23 protein-coding genes and 1 riboswitch are annotated in these 20996 nt (G+C 65.7%); of the genes, 7 read left to right on the top strand and 16 right to left on the bottom strand.

Annotation, left to right across the window (positions count from 1 at the left end):
- Positions 1–46: 46 nt before the first annotated feature.
- Positions 47–1051, bottom strand: coding sequence for a quinone-dependent dihydroorotate dehydrogenase (locus ACTJKX_RS19355; protein WP_440726188.1), 1005 nt, complete (start codon positions 1049–1051; stop codon positions 47–49).
- On the bottom strand, positions 1048–1407 hold the full coding sequence (locus tag ACTJKX_RS19350; protein ID WP_068299482.1) for a DUF952 domain-containing protein: 360 nt from the start codon (positions 1405–1407) through the stop codon (positions 1048–1050). The genes ACTJKX_RS19355 and ACTJKX_RS19350 overlap by 4 nt, the downstream gene beginning before the upstream one ends.
- A 254-nt stretch (positions 1408–1661) precedes the next feature.
- Between ACTJKX_RS19350 and ACTJKX_RS19345 the strand changes: the two genes are divergently transcribed.
- Positions 1662–3902: a transglycosylase domain-containing protein gene (locus ACTJKX_RS19345; RefSeq protein WP_440726187.1), complete on the top strand. Its 2241-nt coding sequence runs from the start codon at positions 1662–1664 to the stop codon at positions 3900–3902.
- A gap of 64 nt (positions 3903–3966) precedes the next feature.
- Here ACTJKX_RS19345 and ACTJKX_RS19340 read toward each other — a convergent pair whose 3' ends face one another.
- Together ACTJKX_RS19340 and rsmI are read right to left on the bottom strand one after the other, a co-directional pair.
- Positions 3967–4338 carry a YraN family protein gene (locus tag ACTJKX_RS19340; protein WP_440726186.1) on the bottom strand — a complete coding sequence of 124 codons (372 nt, stop codon included), beginning with the start codon at positions 4336–4338 and terminating at the stop codon, positions 3967–3969.
- Entirely contained in the window at positions 4335–5261 is a 927-nt protein-coding gene (gene rsmI, locus ACTJKX_RS19335) for a 16S rRNA (cytidine(1402)-2'-O)-methyltransferase (protein ID WP_440726185.1), read from the bottom strand. Before rsmI ends, ACTJKX_RS19340 begins: the two co-directional genes overlap by 4 nt.
- A gap of 137 nt (positions 5262–5398) precedes the next feature.
- Here rsmI and pncA point away from each other — a divergent pair, with 137 nt between their 5' ends.
- A complete protein-coding gene (gene pncA, locus ACTJKX_RS19330) occupies positions 5399–6016 on the top strand; it encodes a bifunctional nicotinamidase/pyrazinamidase (RefSeq protein WP_440726184.1) in 618 nt (205 codons plus the stop codon).
- 71 nt (positions 6017–6087) lie between these two features.
- Here pncA and ACTJKX_RS19325 read toward each other — a convergent pair whose 3' ends face one another.
- From ACTJKX_RS19325 to ACTJKX_RS19315, 3 genes are all read right to left on the bottom strand, one after another.
- Positions 6088–6867 (bottom strand): ABC transporter permease, encoded by a 780-nt coding sequence (locus ACTJKX_RS19325; RefSeq protein WP_440726183.1) that lies wholly within the window; start codon positions 6865–6867, stop codon positions 6088–6090.
- 2 nt (positions 6868–6869) lie between these two features.
- A complete protein-coding gene (locus tag ACTJKX_RS19320; RefSeq protein ID WP_440726182.1) occupies positions 6870–7577 on the bottom strand; it encodes an ABC transporter permease in 708 nt (235 codons plus the stop codon).
- Between the two features lie 241 nt (positions 7578–7818).
- A complete protein-coding gene (locus ACTJKX_RS19315) occupies positions 7819–8607 on the bottom strand; it encodes a transporter substrate-binding domain-containing protein (protein ID WP_311940891.1) in 789 nt (262 codons plus the stop codon).
- Between the two features lie 198 nt (positions 8608–8805).
- On the opposite strand from ACTJKX_RS19315, the gene ACTJKX_RS19310 reads away from it, so the two are divergent.
- From ACTJKX_RS19310 to ACTJKX_RS19300, 3 genes are all read left to right on the top strand, one after another.
- Positions 8806–9837, top strand: coding sequence for a histone deacetylase family protein (locus tag ACTJKX_RS19310; RefSeq protein WP_311940889.1), 1032 nt, complete (start codon positions 8806–8808; stop codon positions 9835–9837).
- Positions 9837–10715 (top strand): N-carbamoylputrescine amidase, encoded by an 879-nt coding sequence (gene aguB, locus ACTJKX_RS19305; RefSeq protein WP_425590891.1) that lies wholly within the window; start codon positions 9837–9839, stop codon positions 10713–10715. Before ACTJKX_RS19310 ends, aguB begins: the two co-directional genes overlap by 1 nt.
- Positions 10716–10803: 88 nt before the next feature.
- The gene (locus ACTJKX_RS19300) at positions 10804–11190 is read left to right on the top strand and encodes a DUF2794 domain-containing protein (protein WP_394313892.1); all 387 of its coding nucleotides are present in this window, start codon (positions 10804–10806) and stop codon (positions 11188–11190) included.
- A 198-nt stretch (positions 11191–11388) separates the two neighbouring features.
- Here ACTJKX_RS19300 and speB read toward each other — a convergent pair whose 3' ends face one another.
- The 3 genes from speB to ACTJKX_RS19285 all read right to left on the bottom strand — a co-directional run bounded on the left by speB (position 11389) and on the right by ACTJKX_RS19285 (position 13643).
- Positions 11389–12270, bottom strand: a complete 882-nt coding sequence (gene speB, locus ACTJKX_RS19295; protein WP_440726229.1) for an agmatinase — start codon at positions 12268–12270, stop codon at positions 11389–11391.
- Positions 12271–12373: 103 nt separating this feature from the next.
- A complete protein-coding gene (locus tag ACTJKX_RS19290; RefSeq protein WP_440726181.1) occupies positions 12374–12991 on the bottom strand; it encodes a DUF1989 domain-containing protein in 618 nt (205 codons plus the stop codon).
- A gap of 61 nt (positions 12992–13052) precedes the next feature.
- Positions 13053–13643: an arylesterase gene (locus ACTJKX_RS19285; protein WP_394313896.1), complete on the bottom strand. Its 591-nt coding sequence runs from the start codon at positions 13641–13643 to the stop codon at positions 13053–13055.
- 78 nt (positions 13644–13721) lie between these two features.
- Here ACTJKX_RS19285 and ACTJKX_RS19280 point away from each other — a divergent pair, with 78 nt between their 5' ends.
- Both ACTJKX_RS19280 and ACTJKX_RS19275 read left to right on the top strand, forming a co-directional pair.
- On the top strand, positions 13722–14420 hold the full coding sequence (locus tag ACTJKX_RS19280; RefSeq protein ID WP_440726180.1) for an ABC transporter ATP-binding protein: 699 nt from the start codon (positions 13722–13724) through the stop codon (positions 14418–14420).
- Positions 14421–14694: 274 nt separating this feature from the next.
- A complete protein-coding gene (locus ACTJKX_RS19275) occupies positions 14695–15594 on the top strand; it encodes a lipid kinase (protein ID WP_440726179.1) in 900 nt (299 codons plus the stop codon).
- On the opposite strand, the gene ACTJKX_RS19270 is transcribed toward ACTJKX_RS19275, so the two are convergent.
- From ACTJKX_RS19270 to ACTJKX_RS19245, 6 genes are all read right to left on the bottom strand, one after another.
- The gene (locus tag ACTJKX_RS19270; RefSeq protein WP_367625268.1) at positions 15595–16257 is read right to left on the bottom strand and encodes a phosphatase PAP2 family protein; all 663 of its coding nucleotides are present in this window, start codon (positions 16255–16257) and stop codon (positions 15595–15597) included.
- A 15-nt stretch (positions 16258–16272) separates the two neighbouring features.
- Positions 16273–16878, bottom strand: a complete 606-nt coding sequence (cobO, locus tag ACTJKX_RS19265) for a cob(I)yrinic acid a,c-diamide adenosyltransferase (RefSeq protein WP_440726178.1) — start codon at positions 16876–16878, stop codon at positions 16273–16275.
- Between the two features lie 12 nt (positions 16879–16890).
- Positions 16891–17397: a bifunctional adenosylcobinamide kinase/adenosylcobinamide-phosphate guanylyltransferase gene (gene cobU / locus ACTJKX_RS19260; protein WP_415080280.1), complete on the bottom strand. Its 507-nt coding sequence runs from the start codon at positions 17395–17397 to the stop codon at positions 16891–16893.
- Positions 17398–17473: 76 nt separating this feature from the next.
- Positions 17474–19663 (bottom strand): molybdopterin cofactor-binding domain-containing protein, encoded by a 2190-nt coding sequence (locus tag ACTJKX_RS19255; RefSeq protein ID WP_440726177.1) that lies wholly within the window; start codon positions 19661–19663, stop codon positions 17474–17476.
- 4 nt (positions 19664–19667) lie between these two features.
- Positions 19668–20123 (bottom strand): (2Fe-2S)-binding protein, encoded by a 456-nt coding sequence (locus ACTJKX_RS19250; RefSeq protein ID WP_149253765.1) that lies wholly within the window; start codon positions 20121–20123, stop codon positions 19668–19670.
- Positions 20124–20314: 191 nt separating this feature from the next.
- The gene (locus ACTJKX_RS19245; RefSeq protein WP_311940857.1) at positions 20315–20680 is read right to left on the bottom strand and encodes a hypothetical protein; all 366 of its coding nucleotides are present in this window, start codon (positions 20678–20680) and stop codon (positions 20315–20317) included.
- A 95-nt stretch (positions 20681–20775) separates the two neighbouring features.
- A riboswitch (cobalamin riboswitch) is annotated at positions 20776–20992 on the top strand.
- Positions 20993–20996 lie beyond the last annotated feature (4 nt).

Raw genomic sequence — 20996 nt, 5'->3', positions numbered from 1 at the left:
CACAGAGCTAGCAGAAAGAGGCGGACAGGATGTCCGCGCTCCAAACTTACCGCAGTCCCTTCTTGATCTGCCGGATCAGGCCGGGGCCTTTGTAGACCAGGCTCGAATAGAGCTGCACCAAGGTGGCGCCGGCCGCGAGCTTGGCCTTGGCGGTTTCGGCCGAGTGGATGCCGCCGACGCCGACCAGGGGGAAGCGCCCGCCGACGCGGCGGGCCGTCTCGGCCAGCACCTGTGTGGAGAGGTCGAACAGGGGCGCCCCCGACAGGCCGCCGGCTTCCTTGGCCGTCTCGTGCTCCCTCAGCGTCTCCGGCCGCGATATCGTGGTGTTGGAGACGATCATGCCGTCGAGCTTGTGGGCGAGCGCCCGGTCGACGATGTCGTCGAGCTCGAACATGGTAATGTCGGGCGCGATCTTGAGAAGCAGCGGTCGGCGCGGCCCGATGAGCGCAGCCGTATCGCGCGCCTCCACCGCACGGGCCAGCAACTCGTCGAGCGCCTCGCGCTTTTGCAGATTGCGCAGGCCCGGCGTGTTGGGCGAGGAAATGTTGAGGGTGAAATAGGAGGCGACGGGGGCGAAGACGATGATGCCGGCGGCATAGTCGGCAGCCTTGTCCTCGCTGTCCTTGTTGGCGCCGACGTTGACGCCGAGAATGCCGCGGCCCTTGCGGGCCTTGAGCCGGGCCAGCACGGCGGCGTGGCCCTGATTGTTGAAGCCGAAGCGATTGATGACGCCCTCGTCTGCCGGCAGGCGGAACAGGCGGGGGCGGGGATTGCCCTCCTGGGGGCGCGGGGTGACGCTGCCGATCTCCACGAAGCCGAAGCCGAGCCTGAACAGGGGATCGACCACCTCGGCATTCTTGTCGAAGCCCGCCGCCACGCCGACCGGATTGGGGAAATCGAGCCCGAAGGCCTTCACCTGGAGCGAGGCCGGATCGGGCAGGGACGGAGGGATCGGCAGGCTGCGCAGGGCGGAGAGGGTGGCCTCATGCGCCTCTTCGGGATCCATGCGAAACAGGCGGGGGCGGATGAGGGCGAAGGCGGCGCCGATCATGGCTGCTGGCTCGAGAGAAATTCGAGCGGGAAGACATGGCGGCCATCCGCTCCGAGCGGCAGTGGCGCCGTCCATTCGATCAAATCGAGGGGCAGGGCGGCATAAAGGTGGGGGAACAAGGCGCCGCCGCGCGAGACTTCCCATTTGAGGGCTTCGCCGAGCCTGTCGGCTTCGACGGCGGCGAGGACGAGATCGTCCTGGCCGGCGAAATGCCGCGCCGCCGTCTCCTGCGCCGTCTCGGCGGAGGAGAAATGGATATAGCCGTCCTGGACGTCGATGGGGGCGCCGTCGAAACGCCCGGCAGCCTCGGCGTTGCGCCATTGCTGCGCCGTCAGGATCTTGAAGATGAGCGCCATATGTCCTCCAGCCTTGTCGCCGCACGTCCTCTACAGGGCCTGAAGACTTTACGAAAGGGCCTGCCGCAGGGCGCCTGCACGGATTTTCCATCGGATACAGGGCTTCGAGGCTTGAATACGCCACGACAATGACGGATTGACGCCTTGTTCATGCCTTTCCCTGAGTGGAAAGCAAATGTCGCAAGCTGCGGTAGCCCTTGCTTAACCCGGCGCTGATATGACTGATCTGATTGTAATGATTTTGGAAGGCTGGGATGGCGCAGGGCCAACGGCGCATGGTTGAGCGGGTCGAACCCCGTTTCGAGCCCGAAAAGGGCGAGGAAGCCGATCAGGGCGATAGTTTCCGCTTGACCCGGGAAGACCGCCCCGCGCCGGTACCGCTGGAGTTGCGCGAGCGCTCGCCCTCCCGCGCCAAGACCGCGCGCTCGAGCAAGGGCTGGAGCCTGTTCGGCGGATCCTCCTCGCGGGGCGGCGGCTCCAACCGCCGTGGCGGTGGGGGCGGCGGCGGCAGTTCGGGAGGCGGGCGCAAGCCCAAGCGCCGGCGCTCCATGCTCTATCGCCTGACCTACTGGTCCTTCCTGCTGTGCATGTGGGGCCTGCTCGGCGTCGGTGGCGTCGTGGCTTGGTATGCCGCCAATTTGCCGCCGATCCAGAATCTGGAAGTGCCGCCGCGCCCGCCCAATGTGAAGATCGTCTCGGCCGACGGCACCGTCATCGCCAATCAGGGCGAAATGGGCGGCGCCGCCATCTCGATCAAGGACCTGCCGAAATATGTGCCGCAGGCCTTCATCGCCATCGAGGACCGGCGCTTCTATTCCCATTACGGCGTCGATCCGCAGGGCCTGGCCCGCGCCGGCTATGTCTATCTCACCACTCATCGCCTGACCCAGGGCGGCTCGACGCTGACGCAGCAGCTCGCCAAGAACGTCTTCCTCACGCCCGAGCGCAGTCTGCGCCGCAAGATCCAGGAAGCCATCCTCGCTGTCTATCTCGAGCGTAAATTCTCCAAGAACCAGATCCTGGAGATGTATATCAACCGCGTCTATTTCGGCGCGGGCTCCTACGGCATCGAGGCGGCGGCGCAGCGCTATTTCCGCAAGCCCGCCAAGGAACTCACCATTGCCGAGGCCGCGACCCTGGCCGGCCTGGTCAAGGCGCCGTCTTCGCTGGATCCGACCAAGAACCCCAAGGGCGCGCATGACCGGGCCCAGCTCGTGCTCGACGCCATGGTCGATACCGGCGCGATCAGCGCGCAGGACGAGAAGACGGCCCTGGCCACGCCCGTCAAGGTTTCCAAATTCGCCGCCCGCTCTTCCGGCAACTATCCGGCCGACTGGATTTCCAACCAGCTCAGCGACCTCACCGGCCCGCTCGACACCGACGTGGTGGTGGAGACCACCATCGATGCCAAGCTGCAGAACCTCGCCGAGCAGTCCCTGCGCCAGGGCCTCGACAAGTCGGGCGGCAAGCTGCGCGTGAGCCAGGGCGCCCTGGTGGCGATGGATCCCGATGGTGCCGTCAGGGCCATGGTGGGCGGGCGCTCCTATGCGGAGAGCCAGTTCAACCGGGCGATTTCGGCCTATCGCCAGCCTGGCTCCACCTTCAAGCCTTTCGTCTATCTCGCCGCGCTGATGAACGGCGCGACGCCCGATACCGTCCGTGATGACGCCCCGATCACCCTGGCAGGTTGGAGCCCGAAGGACTTCTCGCGCGAATATCGCGGCCCGGTGTCGCTGACCACGGCGCTCGCCCTCTCGCTCAACACGGTAGCGGTGCGCCTGTGCGCCGAAGTGGGGCCGAAGGCGGTGGTCGCCGTCGCCCACAGCCTCGGCATCAATTCCAATCTCGATCCCAATCCCTCCATCGCCCTCGGCACGTCGGAAGTCACGCCGCTGGAGATCACCTCGGCCTATGCCACCTTCGCCAATGGCGGGCGCATGGTGATCCCCTATGTGGTCAAGCGTATCAGGACCGAGAAGGGCAAGGTGCTGTTCCAGCGCCAGGCGCCCGGCAATCAACGCGTCATCGAGGACGACAAGGTCGGCATGATGAATGCGATGATGAGCCAGACCCTGACGGTCGGCACCGCGCGCAAATATGGCCTGCCGGGCTGGCAATCGGCCGGCAAGAGCGGCACCAGCCAGAACTATCGCGATGCCTGGTTCATCGGCTACACCAGCCACATGGTAACAGCCGTCTGGCTCGGCAATGATGACGGCACCTCCACCTCGCGCATGACCGGCGGCAGCCTGCCGGCCCAGATCTGGAACGAGTTCATGCGCGGTGCCCATAAGGGCGTGCCGCCGGCGCCGCTGCCGGGCCGTCCGTGGGTGCGCGAGGCGCCGCCGCCGGAGGACGTCATCGCGCAGCAGCCGCAATTCGACGGCGCACCGGAGGACCAGCCGGTGGCTGTCGAGCCGGTGATGACGGCGAATGCGCCGCGCAACACCGGCCGGCCGATCGCCGACTGGCTGAACCGGGTGCTGGGGCGGTAAGTTTTCGGGGGGCGGGTNCTTCAGGCGCTGTGTTTCAAGCGGGTCCGAAGACCCGCCCCCCAAATCACCCCAGATCCATCTCGAACCAGTTGGCCTGATGGCGCGGCCAGCGCCGCGGCATCACGAAAACCGCATCGAAACGCTGGATCAGCTGGGTCTGATCGGGATGGCGCGCCAGCCAGGCCCGGGCGGCGGTGGCGATGCGCCGCTGCTGGGTGGGCGTGATCGCCTCCAGCGCCACGGCGAGGTCCGCACGCGCCTTCACCTCCACGAAGACCAGCGTCCCCCCGCGGCGGGCGATCAGGTCGATCTCGCCGCCCGGCACCTTGAAGCGGCGGGCGAGCAGGCGATAGCCCTTGAGGCGCAGCACCCAGCCCGCTTTTGTCTCGGCATTGAGGCCGACGCGGAAGGCAGCCTGGCGTTCGAGCCTGCTCAAGAGGCCCTGCTGCGGCGCTCCGAGGCCATCTCGACGGCGCGAGCATAGACGTCGCGCTTGGGCAGGCCGAGGCGGGCCGAAACGGCGGCGGCGGCATCCTTGACCGAAAGCGTATCGAGCGCGGCAGCCAGCGAAGCCTCGATGTCGTCGGCGCTGGCCTTTTCCTCGACCGGCGGTCCCACCACCACCACGATCTCGCCTCGCGGTTCGTCGGCAATGGCAAAATCGGTGGCCAGCGACACGAGCGTGCCGCGATAGACCGTCTCATAGGTCTTGGTGAGCTCCCGTGCCACGCTCGCGGCGCGGTTGCCGAGCGCCGTCGCCATGGCAGCCAGGCTGTCGGCGAGGCGCGGGCCGCTTTCGTAGAAGATCAGGGTGGCCGGAACGGTCTTGAGCTCGGCAAGGCGGTTGGACCGGGCTCCGTCCTTGTTTGGCAGGAAGCCCTCGAAGAAGAAGCGGTCGGTCGGCAGGCCTGCGACGGCAAGCGCTGCCAGCGCAGCGGAGGGGCCGGGCGCGGCGAAGACGGGAATGTTCTCTTCGATGGCCTCGCGCACCAGCTTGAAGCCGGGATCGGAGACCATGGGCGTGCCGGCGTCCGAGACCAGGGCGACGCCCTGGCCGCTGGTCAGCCGCTCCAGGATCTGGGGCCGCACGCGGGGGGCGTTGTGGTCGTTATAGGCCAGGAGCTGGGCGCTGATACCATAATGGTTGGTGAGGCGGCTGGTGACGCGCGTATCCTCGCAGACGATGAGATCGGCGGCGGCCAGCGTGGTCAGCGCCCGCAGCGTGATGTCCTGGAGATTGCCGATGGGCGTCGCCACCACATGGAGGCCCGGCAGCAGGGAGGGAGCGGTCAGCCGCTGGCCATGCAGCAAATAGCTGTGTTCGGCGACGACGATGGAGGGGGAGAAATCTGGACGCATGGGGTCCTGCCTTTGCCGGCCGCGAGTCGCAATCCGCAGCCTGTTCTCCTGTGTAGCTCCCTGAGAATCAAAGGCAAGTTGATCTTCCGGCCGGGGTGATCAAGATAGAGGCATTACGCCATCAAGAGAGAGATTTCATGAAGCCCGGCCCGAACGACGTCCTGTTGGTGATCGACGTGCAGAATGATTTCTGCCCGGGCGGGACGCTGGCCGTGCCCGACGGCGATTCGGTGGTGCCGTATATCAACCGGATGGCCGTGGATTTCGCCCATTGCATGCTGACGCAGGACTGGCACCCGCCCGGCCACTCCTCCTTCGCCTCCAGCCATCCGGGCAAGGCGCCGTTCACCACGACGACCATGCCCTATGGCGAGCAGACGCTCTGGCCCGATCACTGCATCCAGGGCAGCCCGGGAGCCGAGTTCCATCCCGGCCTGGCCCTGCCCAGGGCGGAGATGATCATCCGCAAGGGCTACAATCCCGCCATCGACAGCTATTCGGCCTTCTTCGAGAACGACCGCAAGACTCCCACAGGGCTCTCGGGCTATCTCAGGGAACGCGGTCTCGGCCGATTGTTCTGCGTCGGCCTCGCCACCGATTTTTGCGTGCGCTTCTCGGCCGAGGATGCCAGGCGCCTGGGCTTCGAGACCATCGTCGTGCTCGATGCCTGCCGCGGCATCGACCTCGGCGGATCCGTCACGGCGGGGATTGCCGCGATGCGCGAGGCGGGCGCCACCTTGGTCGATCGGATCTAGGCGGGCAGTCTCTCCCCGGCGCCATTGGACGATGGAGCGAGACCGGCATCTTCTTCAGCCCTATGCCGGACTCAATGCGCCTGCGCGGTCGCCGCCGTTTGTGGCATGGCGCGGTGCAGATGCCGGGTCAGCCGCTTCTCCAGCAGGTTCCAGACATGGGCGATGGCGAAGACCATGATCAGATAGAGGATCGCCGTCCACATATAGGCCTGGAAATCGAAGGTGCGCGAGAAGGCAAGGCGGGTCACGCCCATCAGTTCGGGGACTGCCACCAGGGCGGCGACCGAACTCGCCTTGAGCATCAGGATCAGCTCGTTGCCATAGGGGCGCAGGCTCACCATCAGGGCCTGGGGCAGGATAATCTTGCGGAAGATCTGGCCCGAATGCAGACCGAGGGCGAGGCCTCCCTCGGTCTGGCCCCGCGGCAGCGACTCGATGCCGCCGCGCAGGATTTCGGCCTGGTAGGCGGCGGTGTTCAGGGTGAAGGCGATCACCGCGTAGTAGAAGCCGTCGCGCAGCAGCCACCACAGGCCCAGGTCCTCGAACAAGGATTTGTGGGCGCCGAGAAAGATGCCGAGGCCGTTATAGATCAGATAGACCTGGGCCAGCAGCGGCGTGCCGCGAAAGAAATAGATATAGCCGAAGGCCAGCCCCCGCAGGACCGAATTGCGCGACATGCGCGCCAGCGCGATCGGGAAGGACAGCAGGGCGCCGAGTACCATGGCCAGGGCGACCAGCAGCAGCGTCAGGCGCAGGCCGGCCAGGAGACGCGGGCCGTAGGTCGCCAGCAGGTCGCTGTTGAGGCCGGCATCGCCGACGAGAGTGAGAAAGCCGGTCCAGAGCGTCTCCATGCTCAGGCCCTCGCCAGGTTCTGGCCGCGATTATAGTGCTTTTCCAGCATCGTCTGGGCGATGCCTGATAGAATGGCCATCACCAGATAGAGCAGGCAGCAGGCCGCGTAGAACATCAGGGGTTGCTTGGTCGCGAAGACGGCCCTGTTAGTCATGTACATCAATTCGCTGACCGCGATGGCGGAGACGAGCGAAGTATCCTTGAGGAGCGCCATCCAATTGTTGCCGAGGCCGGGCAGGGCCGTCCGAATCAGCTGGGGCAGAATGATCTTGCGGAATGTCTGGCCGCGGCTGAGGCCCAGTGCCGCCGCGCCCTCGCTTTGTCCCCTGGAAAGGCTGCGCAGGGCGCCGAGCCAGACCTCGCTGGAAAAGGCGCCGAGCACCAGGCCGAGGGCCACGAAACCGGCGGCGAAACCACTGACCTCGATCTGGATGCCCAGCCCGAGCGCCGCCAGAAGCGTATTGATGGCGGACTGGCCCAGGAAATAGACGATCAGGATGGTGAGCAGTTCGGGCAAGGCGCGGAACAGCGAGGTGTAGATGCCGCAGACGACGCCGAGCCAGATGGGACCGCCATGCTTGGCCATCGCCACGCCGAGCCCGAGCAGCAGGCCGAAAGGCAGGGTACACAAGGCCAGGCCCAGGGTCATCAAGGCGCCCTGCAGCAGCGGGGTGCCCCATCCCGTTGCGCCAAATCCCAGAAGTTCCATTCCATGCCCCCGCCGCTGAGCCCTCGGGATATGGCTCTGGCACCGGATTCGGTGCCAGGCCGATCAAAGCGCTGCCAGGTCAGGCCGACGGCTGCATTCGATGCAGCCGGCCAAAAGCGTTTTGTGATTTGGCACAATCGCCAAGAATCGCAAAAACGCGTCTGACCAAAGAGTTAGAGCAAGGCAGCGTTTCCTTCTAAACGCGCTTTGCTCCAGGCCTGACGCGTCTCTGGCGGTGGCGTCAGGGCACCCAGAGGTCGAACGGAAAATATTTCTCGTTCAGCTTCTTGTAGGTGCCGTCGGCGTGGATTTCCTCGATCGCCTTGCTGATGGCGTCGCGAAGATCGGTGTCCTCCTTGCGCACGGCCGCACCGACACCGAGGCCGAAATATTTGACGTACTTCTTGATGTCGATCTCGGCCTTGATCTCGCAGCATTTGCCGGCATCGGATTTGAGCCATTCCATCATGGCGCTCTTGTCGGCTTCCACGGCGTCGATACGTCCGGCGGCGAGGTCGGCATTGGCCTCGTCCTGGGCGGGATAGAGCTTCACCTGGGCACCGCCCGGGCCGATCTCACCCTCAAGGAAGTTGGAATGGATGGTGGAGGACTGGGTGCCGACGATGGAACTCTTCAGGCCGTCGGCGTCGAAGGATGTGATCTTGCTATCCTTGGGGGCGACCCAGACGGCCGGCGTCTGGTAGTAGGACCTGGAAAAATCGACCTGTTTCTTGCGCTCGTCCGTGATCGACATCGAGGCGAAGATGGCATCGTATTTGCCGGCCTTCAGGCCGGGAATGATGCCGTCCCAATCCTGGGCAACCACGGTGCATTTGGCTTTCAGCTTCTCGCAGACGGCCTTGGCGATGTCGACGTCGAAGCCGACGATCTCGCCCGACGGCGTCAGGCTGTTGAAGGGAGGATAGGCCCCCTCGGTGCCGATCTTGATGGTCGACCAGTCCTTGGCGTGGGCCATGCCCATGCTGGCCATCAGCGCCAGTGCACCGGCGGCGAATGTTACGAAACGCATAAAACCTCCCTGGGTAGTATCGGAATGCTTCTTGGCTGGTGTCGTGCAAATGTCATCCCGTCGGGCGAATGAAACACCGCCCCCAGGCAAAAGCAATAGGGCTGGGATGGCGCCCGATGGTCGCTTTCGCTTCGTCGCTCTTGCTAAGGCTGGACGTTTGTGATCACAATTCCAGGATGAGTCACTGGGATCCGTCCGATGAAATCCGTCTATTCCGAGCGTCACAAGGGCCATGCCGGCAATGTCGAACTGGTGGCCGGTGCCATCGTCCCGGCCTTCGAGATGCCCTCGCGCGCCGAGTTCATCCGCGCCCGCATCGACGAGGTCGGGCTCGGCCCGGTGCTGGCGCCGCAGACCCATTCGCTCGATGCCGCCCGGCGCGTGCACAAGCCCGATTTCATCGATTTCCTCGGGCGGGCCTATCCGATGTGGAAGGCCGCCGGGCGCGAGGGCACCGCGATGCCCTTCACCTGGCCGACGCGCGGCCTCAGGGGTGACAGGCCGCCGGAATCGATCGAGGCGTTGCTCGGCTATTATTCCTTCGACGCCGGCGCGACCTTCGTGGAGGGGACCTGGGACGCGATCAAATCCTCCTATGAGGTGGCGCTGACCGCCGCCGGACTGGTCAAGGGCGGCGAGAAATCGGCCTTCGCCCTCTGCCGCCCGCCTGGCCATCATGCCGGTTCCGGCTTCATGGGCGGCTATTGCTTCATCAACAATGCAGCCGTGGCGGCGCAATGGTTCCTGGACAATGGCGCCCGCAAGGTCGCGATCCTCGATGTCGACTACCACCACGGCAACGGCACGCAGGAGATCTTCTACGAGCGTGACGACGTGCTGGTGCTCAATCTGCACGGCGACCCCGCCAATGAATATCCCTTCTTCCTCGGCTTTGCCGACGAGAAGGGCGCCGGCAAGGGGGAGGGCTTCAACGTCAACTATCCGATGCCGGCGGGCACGACCTTCGAGGTCTGGGGCGCGGCGCTGGACGATGCTTGCGCCAAGGCGGCGGCCTACAAGCCCGACGTGCTCCTGGTCTCGCTCGGGGTCGACACTTTCGAGAAGGATCCGATCAGCGCCTTCAAGCTGAAGACCGAGCATTATCCGCTCATCGGCGCGCGCATCGCCAAGCTCGGCCTGCCGACGCTCTTCGTGATGGAAGGCGGCTATGCCGTGGCCGAGATCGCGGTGAATGCGGTCGGCGTCCTCACCGGCTTCGAGGGCGCATGATGGCCAAGACGACATTCGGGGTGGTGCAGTTCGCCTGCACCGACAGCGTTGATCAGAACGTAGCCACGGCGACGCGCCTGGTGCGCGAGGCGGCCGGGGCCGGTGCTCAAATCGTGCTGGTGCAGGAACTGTTCGAGGATCTCTATTTCTGCCAGGAAGAGAAGGCCGAGCACTTTGCCAAGGCCCGCACGCTGGACCAGGATCATCCGACCCTTAAGGCCATGCGCGCCCTGGCCGCCGAACTCGGCGTGGTCCTGCCCGTCAGCCTGTTCGAGCGTGCCAACCAGGCCTATTACAACAGCCTGGTCATGGTCGACGCCGATGGCGGCGTGCTCGGCCTCTACCGCAAATCCCATATCCCGGACGGGCCCGGCTATGAGGAGAAGTTCTATTTCCGGCCCGGCGATACCGGTTTCAAGGTCTGGCCCACCCGCTTCGGCACCATCGGCGTCGGTATCTGCTGGGATCAGTGGTTCCCCGAGGCGGCGCGGTCCATGGCGCTGATGGGTGCGGATGCGCTGCTCTATCCCACCGCGATCGGCTCCGAGCCCGCCACCGGCTTCGATTCGATGGAGCACTGGCGCACGGTGATGCGGGGCCATGCCGGCGCCAACATCATGCCGGTGATGGCCGCCAACCGCATCGGTGTCGAGCGTTTCGGCGAACGGGAACTGACCTTCTATGGCTCCTCCTTCATCGCCGGCCAACATGGTGACCTGTTGGCCGAGGCGGGGCGTTCCAGCGAGGCGGTGCTGACGGCAAGCTTCGATCTTGAGGCGATTCGCGCCGAACGTGCTGCCTGGGGCCTGTTCCGCGACCGCAGGCCCGAGCTTTACGGCCGTATTGCTACGGGGGACGGCAGTCTTCCCCTGCGGTGACCGTTTCGTGAGGCGATAAGACTTGAACGCGAGGCGGATCGGCGCAATCATGACAGTGTGACGACAAGCCGTTTACACAGGAGGCGTCATGACGGAGGCTGATCCGCCGGGATCGCTGTTTTCGCGGAGCGAAAGCGCAGACGTCGCGCAACTTCCCGCTTCGCGCCGCCCCGATCCCCCAGCCATCGCCTTCGACAGGCATGAATTGCGTCAGATCATGAATCTCTACGGGCGCATGGTCTCCCATGGCGAATGGCGTGACTACGCCATCGATTTCCTGCGCGACAAGGCCGTGTTTTCCATCTTCCGGCGTGCCTCGGAGATGCCGCTCTACCGTATCGTCAAGGATCCCTCCCTCGCCCAGCGCCAGGGCGCCTATAGCGTGCTGGCCCCGACCGGCATGATCCTCAAGCGTGGCCATGACCTGGCGCGCGTGCTGCAGGCCATCGACAAGCCGCTGCGGCTGGTGGTGTGAGCGCGCTCTTGATTCGCGTGGGGTGAACGGCAATCAGCCAAGCCGCAACGCCTGGGTCTCCTCGCCCCGTTCTTACGGGGAGAGGTAAGGTGAGGGGCTGCGCTATGGCTGGCCAAGGCTGTGTAGCCCCTCGCCCTTACCCTCTCCCCGCTTTGCAGGGCGAGGGGGCTTCGATGTGGCTGCTCGTCCTTGAGGACTTCAACTCGCCCGTCCGTTATGCCCCGCCATCACGCAGAGCAGTTCGAACATCAGCGTCGCGCCGGTCAAAGCGGTGAGGCCGGACGGATCGAGCGGCGGCGAGACTTCCACCAGGTCCGCGCCGACCAGATGGGCGCCTTCCATCAGGCGGATCATCGCCTGGGCCTCACGCGTCGACATGCCGCCGATCTCCGGCGTGCCGGTGCCGGGTGCGAAGGAAGGGTCGAGCGCATCGATGTCGAAGCTGAGATAGGCGGGCTGGTCGCCGATGATGGCTCGCGCTTCGGCCATGACATCGGCCACGCCGCGAGCCATGAACTCCTCGATGAAGACGATGCGGACCCCGGCGGCCCGGGCGAAGTCGTAATTGGCGGCATCGGAGATCGCGCCGCGAATGCCGATCTGGATCATGCGCCTGGGATCGACCAGCCCCTCCTCGATGGCGCGGCGGAACGGCGTGCCGTGGTTGTAGCGGCTGCCGAAGAAGCTGTCATAGGTGTCGGAATGGGCATCGAACTGGACGAGGCCGACCGGCGCCTGTTTCGCCAGGGCACGCAGGATGGGCAGGGTGGTGAGATGGTCGCCTCCCGCCGTCAATGGGCGGGCGCCGGCGGCCTGGATCTGCGCATAAAAGGCCTCGATGCTTTCCAGGCTCGCCATCAGGTCGAGCGGATTGATCGGTGCGTCGCCGCAATCGCCGGCCCGGATCCGGTCAAAGGGCGAGACACCGGTGACATGGTGCACCCGCCGCACCAGGCTCGACTGGTTGCGGATTTCCCGGGGGCCATGCCGTGCGCCGGTTCGGTTGGTCGCGCCGCCATCGAAGGGAATGCCGACGAGGGCGATATCGATCTCGTCCGGCCGGGCCATGGGCAGGCGCATGAAGGTCGAGGGGCCGGCAAAGCGCGGCACGAGCCCCGAATCGAGCGGCTGGAAGGGATGGTTGCTGCTCACTTTTGGTTTCCTGTCCGGGAGCCTGAGACGATCAGTCGATGGTGTAATGCGCATCCTGGGGGATGCAGTCGGCGCCGTTCACCGGCACCAGGTCCTGGGGGCAGGCCGAGAAGACGACGATCAGGTCCATCTCGGCCTTGAGGCGGACATGGGAGCCCGGCGTCGACACCGGTGGCTGGAAGGAGACGCTGCCATCGGCGCCGACCGGGATGTTCATGAACAGGTTGAGCGGGCTGGGTGTCTCCGTGCTGGTGACGCCGAGTGAAGCCAGGGCATGCGCCAGATTGTCGGTGCAACTGTCGTGATGGCCGACATGGCCGAGCTGCTCATAGCGATAGCGGTCGCAGGCGGCGATCAGCGTGTCGTGGATGCCACCGGAATTGTCTTCGACCAGGGTGAGCATGGGGCGTCGGCGATTGCTGCGCAGCGTGTCGCCGAGTTGGGGATTGACGCGCAGCATGGCGCCGCGGCTGTGCTCCATCGACATGAACTCGCCGGGATCCTGGGCATTGAAGGCCCAGCTGTCGACGACCTGGCTGCCATGGGTGTTGATGACGGTCACCGTCTGCCCGGCCTTGACCCGATCCGCCACGCCCTTGCGCGCCGGGATGAGGCGCAATTCGCCCTTTGCTCGCCCCTCGATGCCCATTCGTGCTGCCTCCCTTGAATTTGCTTCGGCGCCTGACGCGCTCAACCTTTGGTGCACAGCCTTATCGCAATTTCTTTACGAACTCCGCTACCACCGGTGCCAGCCTGGTGACGATCGCGTCGACGCCGGCAGCGGTCGGATGCATGCCGTCGGCCTGGTTGAGGCCCGGTGTGCCGGCGACCCCATCCAGGAAGAAGGGATAGAATTCTGCCCCATACTGGTTGGCGAGATCGGGATAGATGCCATCGAACGCCTTCTGGTAATCGGCGCCGAGATTGGGCGCGGCGCGCATGCCCATGAGCAGGACCGGGATCTTGCGCTCCTTGAGCCGCTCCAGCATGGCCGCGAGATTGGCCCGGGCGAGCTTGGGATCGAGGCCGCGCAGCATGTCGTTGGCGCCGAGTTCGAGCAGCACAGCCTTGGTGCCGTCGGGGACCGACCAGTCGAGCCGGGCAAGGCCGCCGTCGGTGGTGTCGCCGGAAACGCCGGCATTGTCGATCGTCACTTCGATGCCGAGCTTGGCAAGCGCCGCCTGCAGCTTGGCGGGATAGGCATCCCCAGCTTCCAGGCCGAGCCCGGCGGTGAGGCTGTCGCCCAGGGCCACCAGCCGCAGCGGTTCGGCGGCTGCCGACACGGTCGTGAGCGGGGTCATGACAAGCAATGTGAGAATTGCCACAATCGATGCATAGATACGATACACGATCACGAAAACCTTTCAGGCAGGATGCGAATGAGCGAAGCGATCGATTTGGCTGATGTCCATCTCAGCCTCGGCACCGGCGCGGCACGCGTTCACATTCTCAAGGGCGTTACGCTGAAAATAAGGCAGGGGGAAGCGGTCGGCCTCGTCGGCCCTTCCGGTTCGGGCAAATCCACGCTTTTGATGACGCTGGGCGGCCTGGAGCGGCCTGACAGCGGCAGCATCCGCATCGCCGGGCAGGATCTCGGCGTCCTCGACGAGGACGGCCTCGCCAAGTTCAGAGGGCGCCATATCGGCGTGGTCTTCCAGTCCTTCCATCTCATCCCCACCATGACCGCGCTCGAAAACGTCGCCGTGCCGCTGGAACTGGCCGGCAGGCGCGATGCCTTCGCCCGCGCGGAAGCGGAATTGGAAGCCGTGGGGCTCGGTGCACGCAAAGCCCATTATCCGGCCCAGCTCTCGGGCGGCGAACAGCAGCGCGTGGCGCTGGCCCGCGCCCTGGCGCCCGAGCCGGCCATCCTGATCGCCGACGAGCCGACAGGCAATCTCGACGAGGGTACCGGCGCGGGTATCGTCGAGCTGATGTTCCGCCTGAAGCGCGAGCGCGGCGCCACCCTCGTGCTGGTGACGCATGACCTCGGCCTTGCCGCCCGCTGCGATCGCATGATTCGCATTCATTCCGGCCATATCGAGGCGGACGAGGCCATGAAGGCCGAAGCTGCGGAGTAGGCGCGGTACCGCCGGCGCTGACAGGCGGGTTCCGGGTGCACGGGCATCTTGCCCGTTCTTGGAAACACGGTACTTGCGGGATCGGAAGAACGGGCAAGATGCCCGTGCACCCGGAAAGATCGCACGCCAGGCACTCCAAACTCTGCCGTCACCAATCTGAATTCGGAGCCCTGCATCGACCTTGCCGTGCCACGGCCATGGAATGCGCCAGATTGCCGATTAGGCAGGTCCGTTTCGGGTCTCGCGCCCTGCGCGAAGGGCATTGGGGAAAAGTATGGTTGATTCGCAGCAGGGCAGGCGTGCCCTCTTCATCGTCAATCCCAACGCGCGCAATGGCGGCAAGGGCACCGATGCGATCCGCAAGGTGCTGGAAACGGGCGGCATTCATCTCATCGAGGCGAACCCGGAAGGGGACGAGAAGATTGCCGACGTGATTCTGCGGCGCCGGGAAGAGTGCGACCTCGTCATCGTCGGCGGTGGTGACGGCACCCTCAACGCTGCCGCCCGGGGGCTTATGGAGACTGGCCTGCCGCTCGGCGTGCTGCCGCTCGGCACCGCCAACGACTTCGCCCGCACCGTCGAGATCCCCGCCGATCCGCTGAAAGCGGCCGAACTCATCGTAACCGGACAGCCCAGGCCCATGGATCTCGGCGAGGTCAATGGTCAGCTCTATTTCAACGTGGCGAGCATCGGCTTCAGCGCGGACCTTGCCGCCGAACTCTCCGAGAAGGCCAAGAAGACGTTCGGCAAACTCGGCTACGGCATCGTGGCCGCCCGGCTGCTGGCGCGCTCGCAGCTCTTCACCGCCTATCTCGACCATGACGGCACCACCGAGAAGCTCAAGACCCTGCAGGTCTCGGTCGGCAACGGCAAATATTATGGCGGCGGCATGAGCGTGGAGCAGACCGCCACTGCCGATGACGGCAAGCTCGATTTCTACAGCCTGGAGGTCGACCATTGGTGGCGTCTGCTCAAGCTGCTGCCGAGCCTGCGCAGGGGAACCCATGGCCAGTGGGATGACGTGCGGGCTTTCAGCACCACCGAGCTGGTGATCCGCACCAACCGGCCGCGCCCTGTGAACACCGATGGCGAGCTCACCACCTGGACGCCGGCGCATTTCAAACTCCGGCGCCACGCCATCGAAGTCTATGCGCCGCCAGCGAAATCCGGCTGATCAATGCCCCGACAGGCGCTGCGCCAGGAGTGAGCAGAACAGCGCCCATCCGGCGCCGATCACCCATCCGGCAATCACGTCGGTGGGCCAGTGCACGCCGAGATAGACGCGGCTGACGCCGACCACGAAGGTCAGCAGCGTGCACACCACCATGATGTAGATCGACAGGGCCCGCGTGGGAAAACGGCGGGCCAGCATGATGCCGAGCGTGAAATAGACGGTCGCCGACATGAAGGAGTGGCCGCTGGGAAAGCTCGACGTGTAGACCCTGGAGCCGTGCGCCACCAGGTCAGGCCTCGGCCGGTCGAAGCCATATTTCAAGAGCGAGCTCATCAGGATGCCGCTGCCGATGGCGAGGATGACGAAGACGGCGCTGCGCGGCGATCCTGACAAAGCGAGAAAACCTGCCACGGCCAGCGTCGTCAGGGTCAGCACGCCGACGCCGCCGAGACCAGTGAAGTCTCGCATCATCTCCTCGAGCCAGCCCGGCCCGAGCGGATCGGTGAGATCGGCGGGATCGCGCATCATCAGGAGGATGGCGCGATCGAAGGCTTCCGTGCCGCCTCGCATGACCAGGCCGGCCAGCACGGCGAAGATCAGGGCGGCGCCGGCGACGCACAGGATGGCGACCAGCGCCGAGCGCTCGGGATGTTGCTGGATCATGAGGATTGCTGGGCCTTAGAACTCGATGCCTTGCTGGGCCTTCACGCCGGCGGCGAAATGATGCTTCACCAGCGTCATCTCGGTCACCAGGTCGGCCGCCTCGATCATCTCGGGCTTGGCGTTGCGGCCGGTGACGACGACATGCAGGTCCGGCCGGCGCGCCTTCAAGGTTTCCACCACCTCGGCGAGGTCGAGATAGTCGTAGCGCAGGGCGATGTTGATCTCGTCGAGCACGAGGAGGCGGATGCCGGGATCCGCCAGCATTGCCTTGGCCGTCTCCCAGGCCCGGCCGGCGGCGGCGACGTCGCGCTCGCGGTCCTGGGTCTCCCAGGTGAAGCCCTCGCCCATGCTCTTCCAGGTCACCAGGTCGTCGAAGCGCTCCAGCGCCGTGCGCTCGCCGGTCGACCAGGCGCCCTTGATGAACTGTACCACGCCGATGCGCCAGCCATGGCCGAGCGCGCGCATGATCAGGCCGAAGGCAGCCGTGGACTTGCCCTTGCCGGGGCCGGTATTGACGATCAGCAGGCCCTTTTCGGTGATGGTCTTGGAAGCGACCTCGGCGTCCTGTACGGCCTTGCGCTTTTCCATCTTCGCCTTGTGGCGTGCGGCATCGTCGGTCATTTCAGCATCCACTCACTTCACCACCAGAGGCAGGCCTGCCATCATGAAGATCACCCGGTCGGCGAGGGCGGCGATCCGTTGATTGAGCCGGCCCTGCTCGTCGCGAAAGGCCCGGCCGAGAGCGTTGTCCGGCACGATGGACAGGCCGACCTCGTTGCTAACCATCACCACCGGGCCGGAGACCGCCGCCAGGGCTTCCTGCAGCCGGAGAAAGGCGGATTTGAGGTCATGTCCGCCCAGCATGAGATTGCTGAGCCAGAGCGTCAGGCAGTCGACCAGCACCGGACCCCGTGTAGCGGCAAGCGCTTCCGGCAGGGCGAGCGGCGCATCGACCGTATGCCAGTTGGCGTCGCGCCGGGCCTGGTGCTCGCCGATGCGCTCGCGCATCTCGTCGTCGAAGGCTTGCGCGGTGGCGATATAGGTCCAGGGCGCGGGATGGGTCGAAATCAGGCTCTCCGCATGCCGGCTCTTGCCGGAACGCGCGCCGCCGAGGACGAGGGTGAGTCGAGGAGAGGACATGCCGCCTTCCTGCCGGGTCTTGGGCAGGAAGGCAAGTCACGCGATTTCACCCTTCCCTGGAGGGGAGGGTGAAGACTCACACCGGTCCCCATTTCAGGTCGGTGTTCTTGACCGGCAGGCTGCGGATGCGCTTGCCGGTGGCGGCGAAGATCGCATTGCACACCGCCGGTGCGATCGGCGGCGTACCGGGCTCGCCGATGCCGCCCCATTTCTTGCCGCCGCTGAGCACCAGATGGGTCTCGATCGGAGGCGTATCGGCGAGGCGGGCGACCTGGTAGTCGTCGAAATTGCCTTGCACCACCGCGCCCTTCTCGATGGTGATCTCCCCAAACAGGGCGGCCGACAGGCCATAGACGACCGCGCTCTCGATCTGCATCTCCACGGTGAGCGGATTGACGACATGGCCGCAATCGACGGCCGCCACCACGCGCTGCACCTTCACTTCACCCTGGGGACTGACGGCGAGTTCCACCACCTCGCCGACGATGGTGCCGAAGGATTCGTGGATGGCGATGCCGCGTCCCTGGCCCTTGGGCAGCGGCTTGCCCCAGTCGCTCTTCTCAGCCAGCGTATCGAGCACGGCGAGAAAGTCAGGCTTGCCTTCGAGCAGCTGGCGCCTGAAGCGGTAGGGATCCTGGCCGGCTGCCACCGCCATTTCGTCGATGAAGCTCTCCAGGGCGAAGGCATTCTGTGACGAGCCGACCGAACGCCAGAACATCACCGGCACATGGGTGTTCTTGAGGATGCAGTCGATCTGGGCCGCGCCGGAGCGGTAGGGCATGTTGGCGAGGCCCTCGACGGCGGAGGGCTCGACGCCGTTCTCCACCTTGCCCCAGCCGAGCGAGCGCTGGATGGAGCCGACGGCCGTGCGAACATGGATGGCCGCCGGCAGGCCGTCATCGCCAAGGGAGGCCTGGAAGCGGATGGCCGCCTGGGGGCGATAGCGGTCGTGGCGCATGTCCTCCTCGCGCGTCCACACCAGCTTGACCGGCTTGCCTACCGCTTTCGACACGGTCACGGCCTGCACGAGTTCGTCGTTGACGGCGCGTCGGCCGAAGCCGCCGCCGAGGAAGCAATTGTGGATCTCGACCTGGGAGGGGGCCACGCCGGCTGCCTTAGCGGCAAGCTGGAGCGCCATGTCGGGGTTCTGCGTGCCCATCCAGACCTCGACCTTGCCGTCATGGACATGGGCGGTGCAGTTGAGCGGTTCCATCGGGGCGTGGGCCAGGTGCGGCGCCTGGTAGAGAGCGTCGACACGCTTGCCGCGGGCGAGGGCGGTGTCGACGTCGCCTTCTTTGTGCGCCGTGACAGCGGGGCCGTCGAGCGCGGCGACATAGTCGGCGTCGAAGCGCTTGCTGTCCGTTTCGGCAGCCGGACCCTCCTCCCAGATCACCGGCAAGGCGAGCGCCGCTTCCTTGGCGCGCCAGAACCGGTCGGCCACCACGGCGAGGCCGCCCTCGATCGGCACCACGGCCAGGATGCCGCGGCGGCCCTTGACGGCGCTTTCGTCATGGGATTTCACGCGGCCGCCGAAGACGGGACAGGTCACCACGGCGGCATAGACCATGTCGGGCAGGCGGATATCGATGCCGAACTTCGCCGCGCCCGTCAGCTTGGGCGGCGTATCCAGGCGCGCCAGCGGCTTGCCGATCAGCGTGAACTGCTCGGGCGTCTTGATCGCCGGCTCCTTGGCCAGCGTGACCTTGGCGGCCTCGCCGGCAAGCTCGCCGAAGCGCAGGCTGCGATTGCTGGCCCGGTGCAGCACCTTGCCGGCATCGACGCTGCAGCTTTCGGCCGGCACCTGCCAGCGCGTAGCGGCGGCCTGCACCAGCCTTTCGCGGGCATTGGCGCCGGCCACCTGCAGGAATTCGCGGGAGCGGCGCACGGCGCCGGAACCGCCGGTGCCCATGCGCTTGTAGACGGTGTTCTCGCGCAGGTTCCGGCTGGCCGAGGCGTATTCGGGCCTCACCCTGGCCCAGTCGCAGCCGAGTTCCTCGGCGACGATCATCGGCAGGGCCGTGAAGATGCCTTCGCCCATTTCCGATTGCGCCACACGGATGATCACGGTGTCATCGGGCTCGATCAGGATCCAGGCGTTGATCTCGCCGTCCGTAGCCGTCCCGCCCCAGGGCTGGTCGGCAATGGTCAGAGCGTGGGCGGCATCGGGGATGAACCCGCCGATCATCAGGCCGCCGGCGGCCGAGAGGCCGATGGCGAGAAAGCTGCGCCGGCTCAGCGCGGCGGAGGTGCGGTCGATCGCGTTCATGGCCTCACCCCTTCATCAGTTCGGCGGCGCGGTGGATGGCGGCGCGGATGCGCGGATAGGTGCCGCAGCGACAGATATTGGTGATGCCGTTGTCGATATCCGCGTCGGTGGGCGCTGGCGTGTCCTTCAGGAAGGCGACGGCGGCCATGATCTGGCCCGACTGGCAATAGCCGCATTGCGGCACGTCCTCGGCCAGCCAGGCTTGCTGCACCGGATGCTTGCCGTCCGCCGACAGGCCCTCGATCGTGGTGATGGTGGCGCCGTCGACGTCACCGATCTGGGTCTGGCAGGAACGGATGGCGGCGCCGTTCACATGGACGGTGCAGGCGCCGCATTGGGCGATGCCGCAGCCGAACTTGGTGCCGGTGAGGCCGAGTTCATCGCGCAGGACCCAGAGCAAAGGGGTCTCGGGCTCGATGTCGAGCTGGTGGGTGGTCGAATTGACGGTGATGGCAACCATGGGCAGGCCTTCCAGCGGCTGATGCCGGGCAGAAGAACCGGGCCCATCGGCGTCGGCCTTCTGGTGGGCGATTGCGGGAAGGCCAAATTGTGGCGGCAATCATGGCGCCGGGGTGACGGGTAACGCAGACGTGAGAGTTTGTGCAGGCTGGAAACGATCGAGAAACGTCGCCGCCCGTTCGGAAGGCCCGACTATTGCTTGAACCAGATCCGGCTGTAGCCGAGCGCGTCGCCGGCGATGGCGACAAGAACGCCGACCGAGACGAGGATAAGGCCGATCATGAAGGTGCGCACGATGCGGCGATAGACCGGTCCCTCCAGTGAAGTGGGCGAGAGCATGCCCGCCAGCGCCCAGACCTGGAAGACGATGCCGCCCCCGATGAGAAAGACGGCTGCCAGGTCTTCCGGGATCCAGGTTCCCGGCTGCGAGGCCCAGTTGTTGAGGAAGCCGAGCGAGAAGGCGAGCACGACGCCGATAGCCGTCACCGAACCGCCGCGGAAGATGACGTCGATCTTTTGCGGCTCGGGCGGCGGTGCCGGCGGCTTCTCTTCGGGCATGGCAATCTCGTTGGTGCGGCGACGTTGCTGCCCTTTATGCCGGATTTTGCGCCTCCTTTGGAAGCGGGAACATTGACAAGCCTGTCCGCGCACCCCTTATGTCAGCCACGATCGGTCTCTCGTTAAGAGAGAAGAGGGAATGCGGTGCGGATAAGAGGAGGCCGGTCGACGGCTGCCTTGGATGCCAAAGCCGCGGCTGCCCCCGCAACTGTAAGCGGCGAGCGTCCCGCCTTGAGGCCACTGGGTGACCGGGAAGGCGGCGGGAGGCGATGAGCTGCGAGCCAGGAGACCTGCCGGTCGCACTGCTGTCACCGGT

Source organism: Labrys sp. 22185, assembly GCF_052045555.1.
GTDB classification, from domain to species: Bacteria; Pseudomonadota; Alphaproteobacteria; order Rhizobiales; family Labraceae; genus Labrys; species Labrys neptuniae.
The sequence above is the reverse complement of the archived record's forward strand: the minus strand, read 5'-3'. Positions and strand labels throughout refer to the sequence as shown.

Coding starts and splice junctions, on each gene's coding strand:
- ACTJKX_RS19290 (WP_440726181.1), bottom strand. CDS start 12,991: ATGGGCATCGAGGGGCGAGCAAAGGGCGAATTGCGCCTCATCCCGGCG.
- ACTJKX_RS19310 (WP_311940889.1), top strand. CDS start 8,806: ATGAAATCCGTCTATTCCGAGCGTCACAAGGGCCATGCCGGCAATGTC.
- ACTJKX_RS19280 (WP_440726180.1), top strand. CDS start 13,722: ATGAGCGAAGCGATCGATTTGGCTGATGTCCATCTCAGCCTCGGCACC.
- pncA (WP_440726184.1), top strand. CDS start 5,399: ATGAAGCCCGGCCCGAACGACGTCCTGTTGGTGATCGACGTGCAGAAT.
- cobU (WP_415080280.1), bottom strand. CDS start 17,397: ATGTCCTCTCCTCGACTCACCCTCGTCCTCGGCGGCGCGCGTTCCGGC.
- ACTJKX_RS19315 (WP_311940891.1), bottom strand. CDS start 8,607: ATGCGTTTCGTAACATTCGCCGCCGGTGCACTGGCGCTGATGGCCAGC.
- speB (WP_440726229.1), bottom strand. CDS start 12,270: ATGCGCCTGCCCATGGCCCGGCCGGACGAGATCGATATCGCCCTCGTC.
- ACTJKX_RS19320 (WP_440726182.1), bottom strand. CDS start 7,577: ATGGAACTTCTGGGATTTGGCGCAACGGGATGGGGCACCCCGCTGCTG.
- ACTJKX_RS19355 (WP_440726188.1), bottom strand. CDS start 1,051: ATGATCGGCGCCGCCTTCGCCCTCATCCGCCCCCGCCTGTTTCGCATG.
- ACTJKX_RS19245 (WP_311940857.1), bottom strand. CDS start 20,680: ATGCCCGAAGAGAAGCCGCCGGCACCGCCGCCCGAGCCGCAAAAGATC.
- ACTJKX_RS19325 (WP_440726183.1), bottom strand. CDS start 6,867: ATGGAGACGCTCTGGACCGGCTTTCTCACTCTCGTCGGCGATGCCGGC.
- ACTJKX_RS19250 (WP_149253765.1), bottom strand. CDS start 20,123: ATGGTTGCCATCACCGTCAATTCGACCACCCACCAGCTCGACATCGAG.
- rsmI (WP_440726185.1), bottom strand. CDS start 5,261: ATGCGTCCAGATTTCTCCCCCTCCATCGTCGTCGCCGAACACAGCTAT.
- ACTJKX_RS19270 (WP_367625268.1), bottom strand. CDS start 16,257: ATGATCCAGCAACATCCCGAGCGCTCGGCGCTGGTCGCCATCCTGTGC.
- ACTJKX_RS19350 (WP_068299482.1), bottom strand. CDS start 1,407: ATGGCGCTCATCTTCAAGATCCTGACGGCGCAGCAATGGCGCAACGCC.
- ACTJKX_RS19345 (WP_440726187.1), top strand. CDS start 1,662: ATGGCGCAGGGCCAACGGCGCATGGTTGAGCGGGTCGAACCCCGTTTC.
- ACTJKX_RS19285 (WP_394313896.1), bottom strand. CDS start 13,643: ATGACCCCGCTCACGACCGTGTCGGCAGCCGCCGAACCGCTGCGGCTG.
- ACTJKX_RS19255 (WP_440726177.1), bottom strand. CDS start 19,663: ATGAACGCGATCGACCGCACCTCCGCCGCGCTGAGCCGGCGCAGCTTT.
- ACTJKX_RS19300 (WP_394313892.1), top strand. CDS start 10,804: ATGACGGAGGCTGATCCGCCGGGATCGCTGTTTTCGCGGAGCGAAAGC.
- aguB (WP_425590891.1), top strand. CDS start 9,837: ATGGCCAAGACGACATTCGGGGTGGTGCAGTTCGCCTGCACCGACAGC.
- cobO (WP_440726178.1), bottom strand. CDS start 16,878: ATGACCGACGATGCCGCACGCCACAAGGCGAAGATGGAAAAGCGCAAG.
- ACTJKX_RS19275 (WP_440726179.1), top strand. CDS start 14,695: ATGGTTGATTCGCAGCAGGGCAGGCGTGCCCTCTTCATCGTCAATCCC.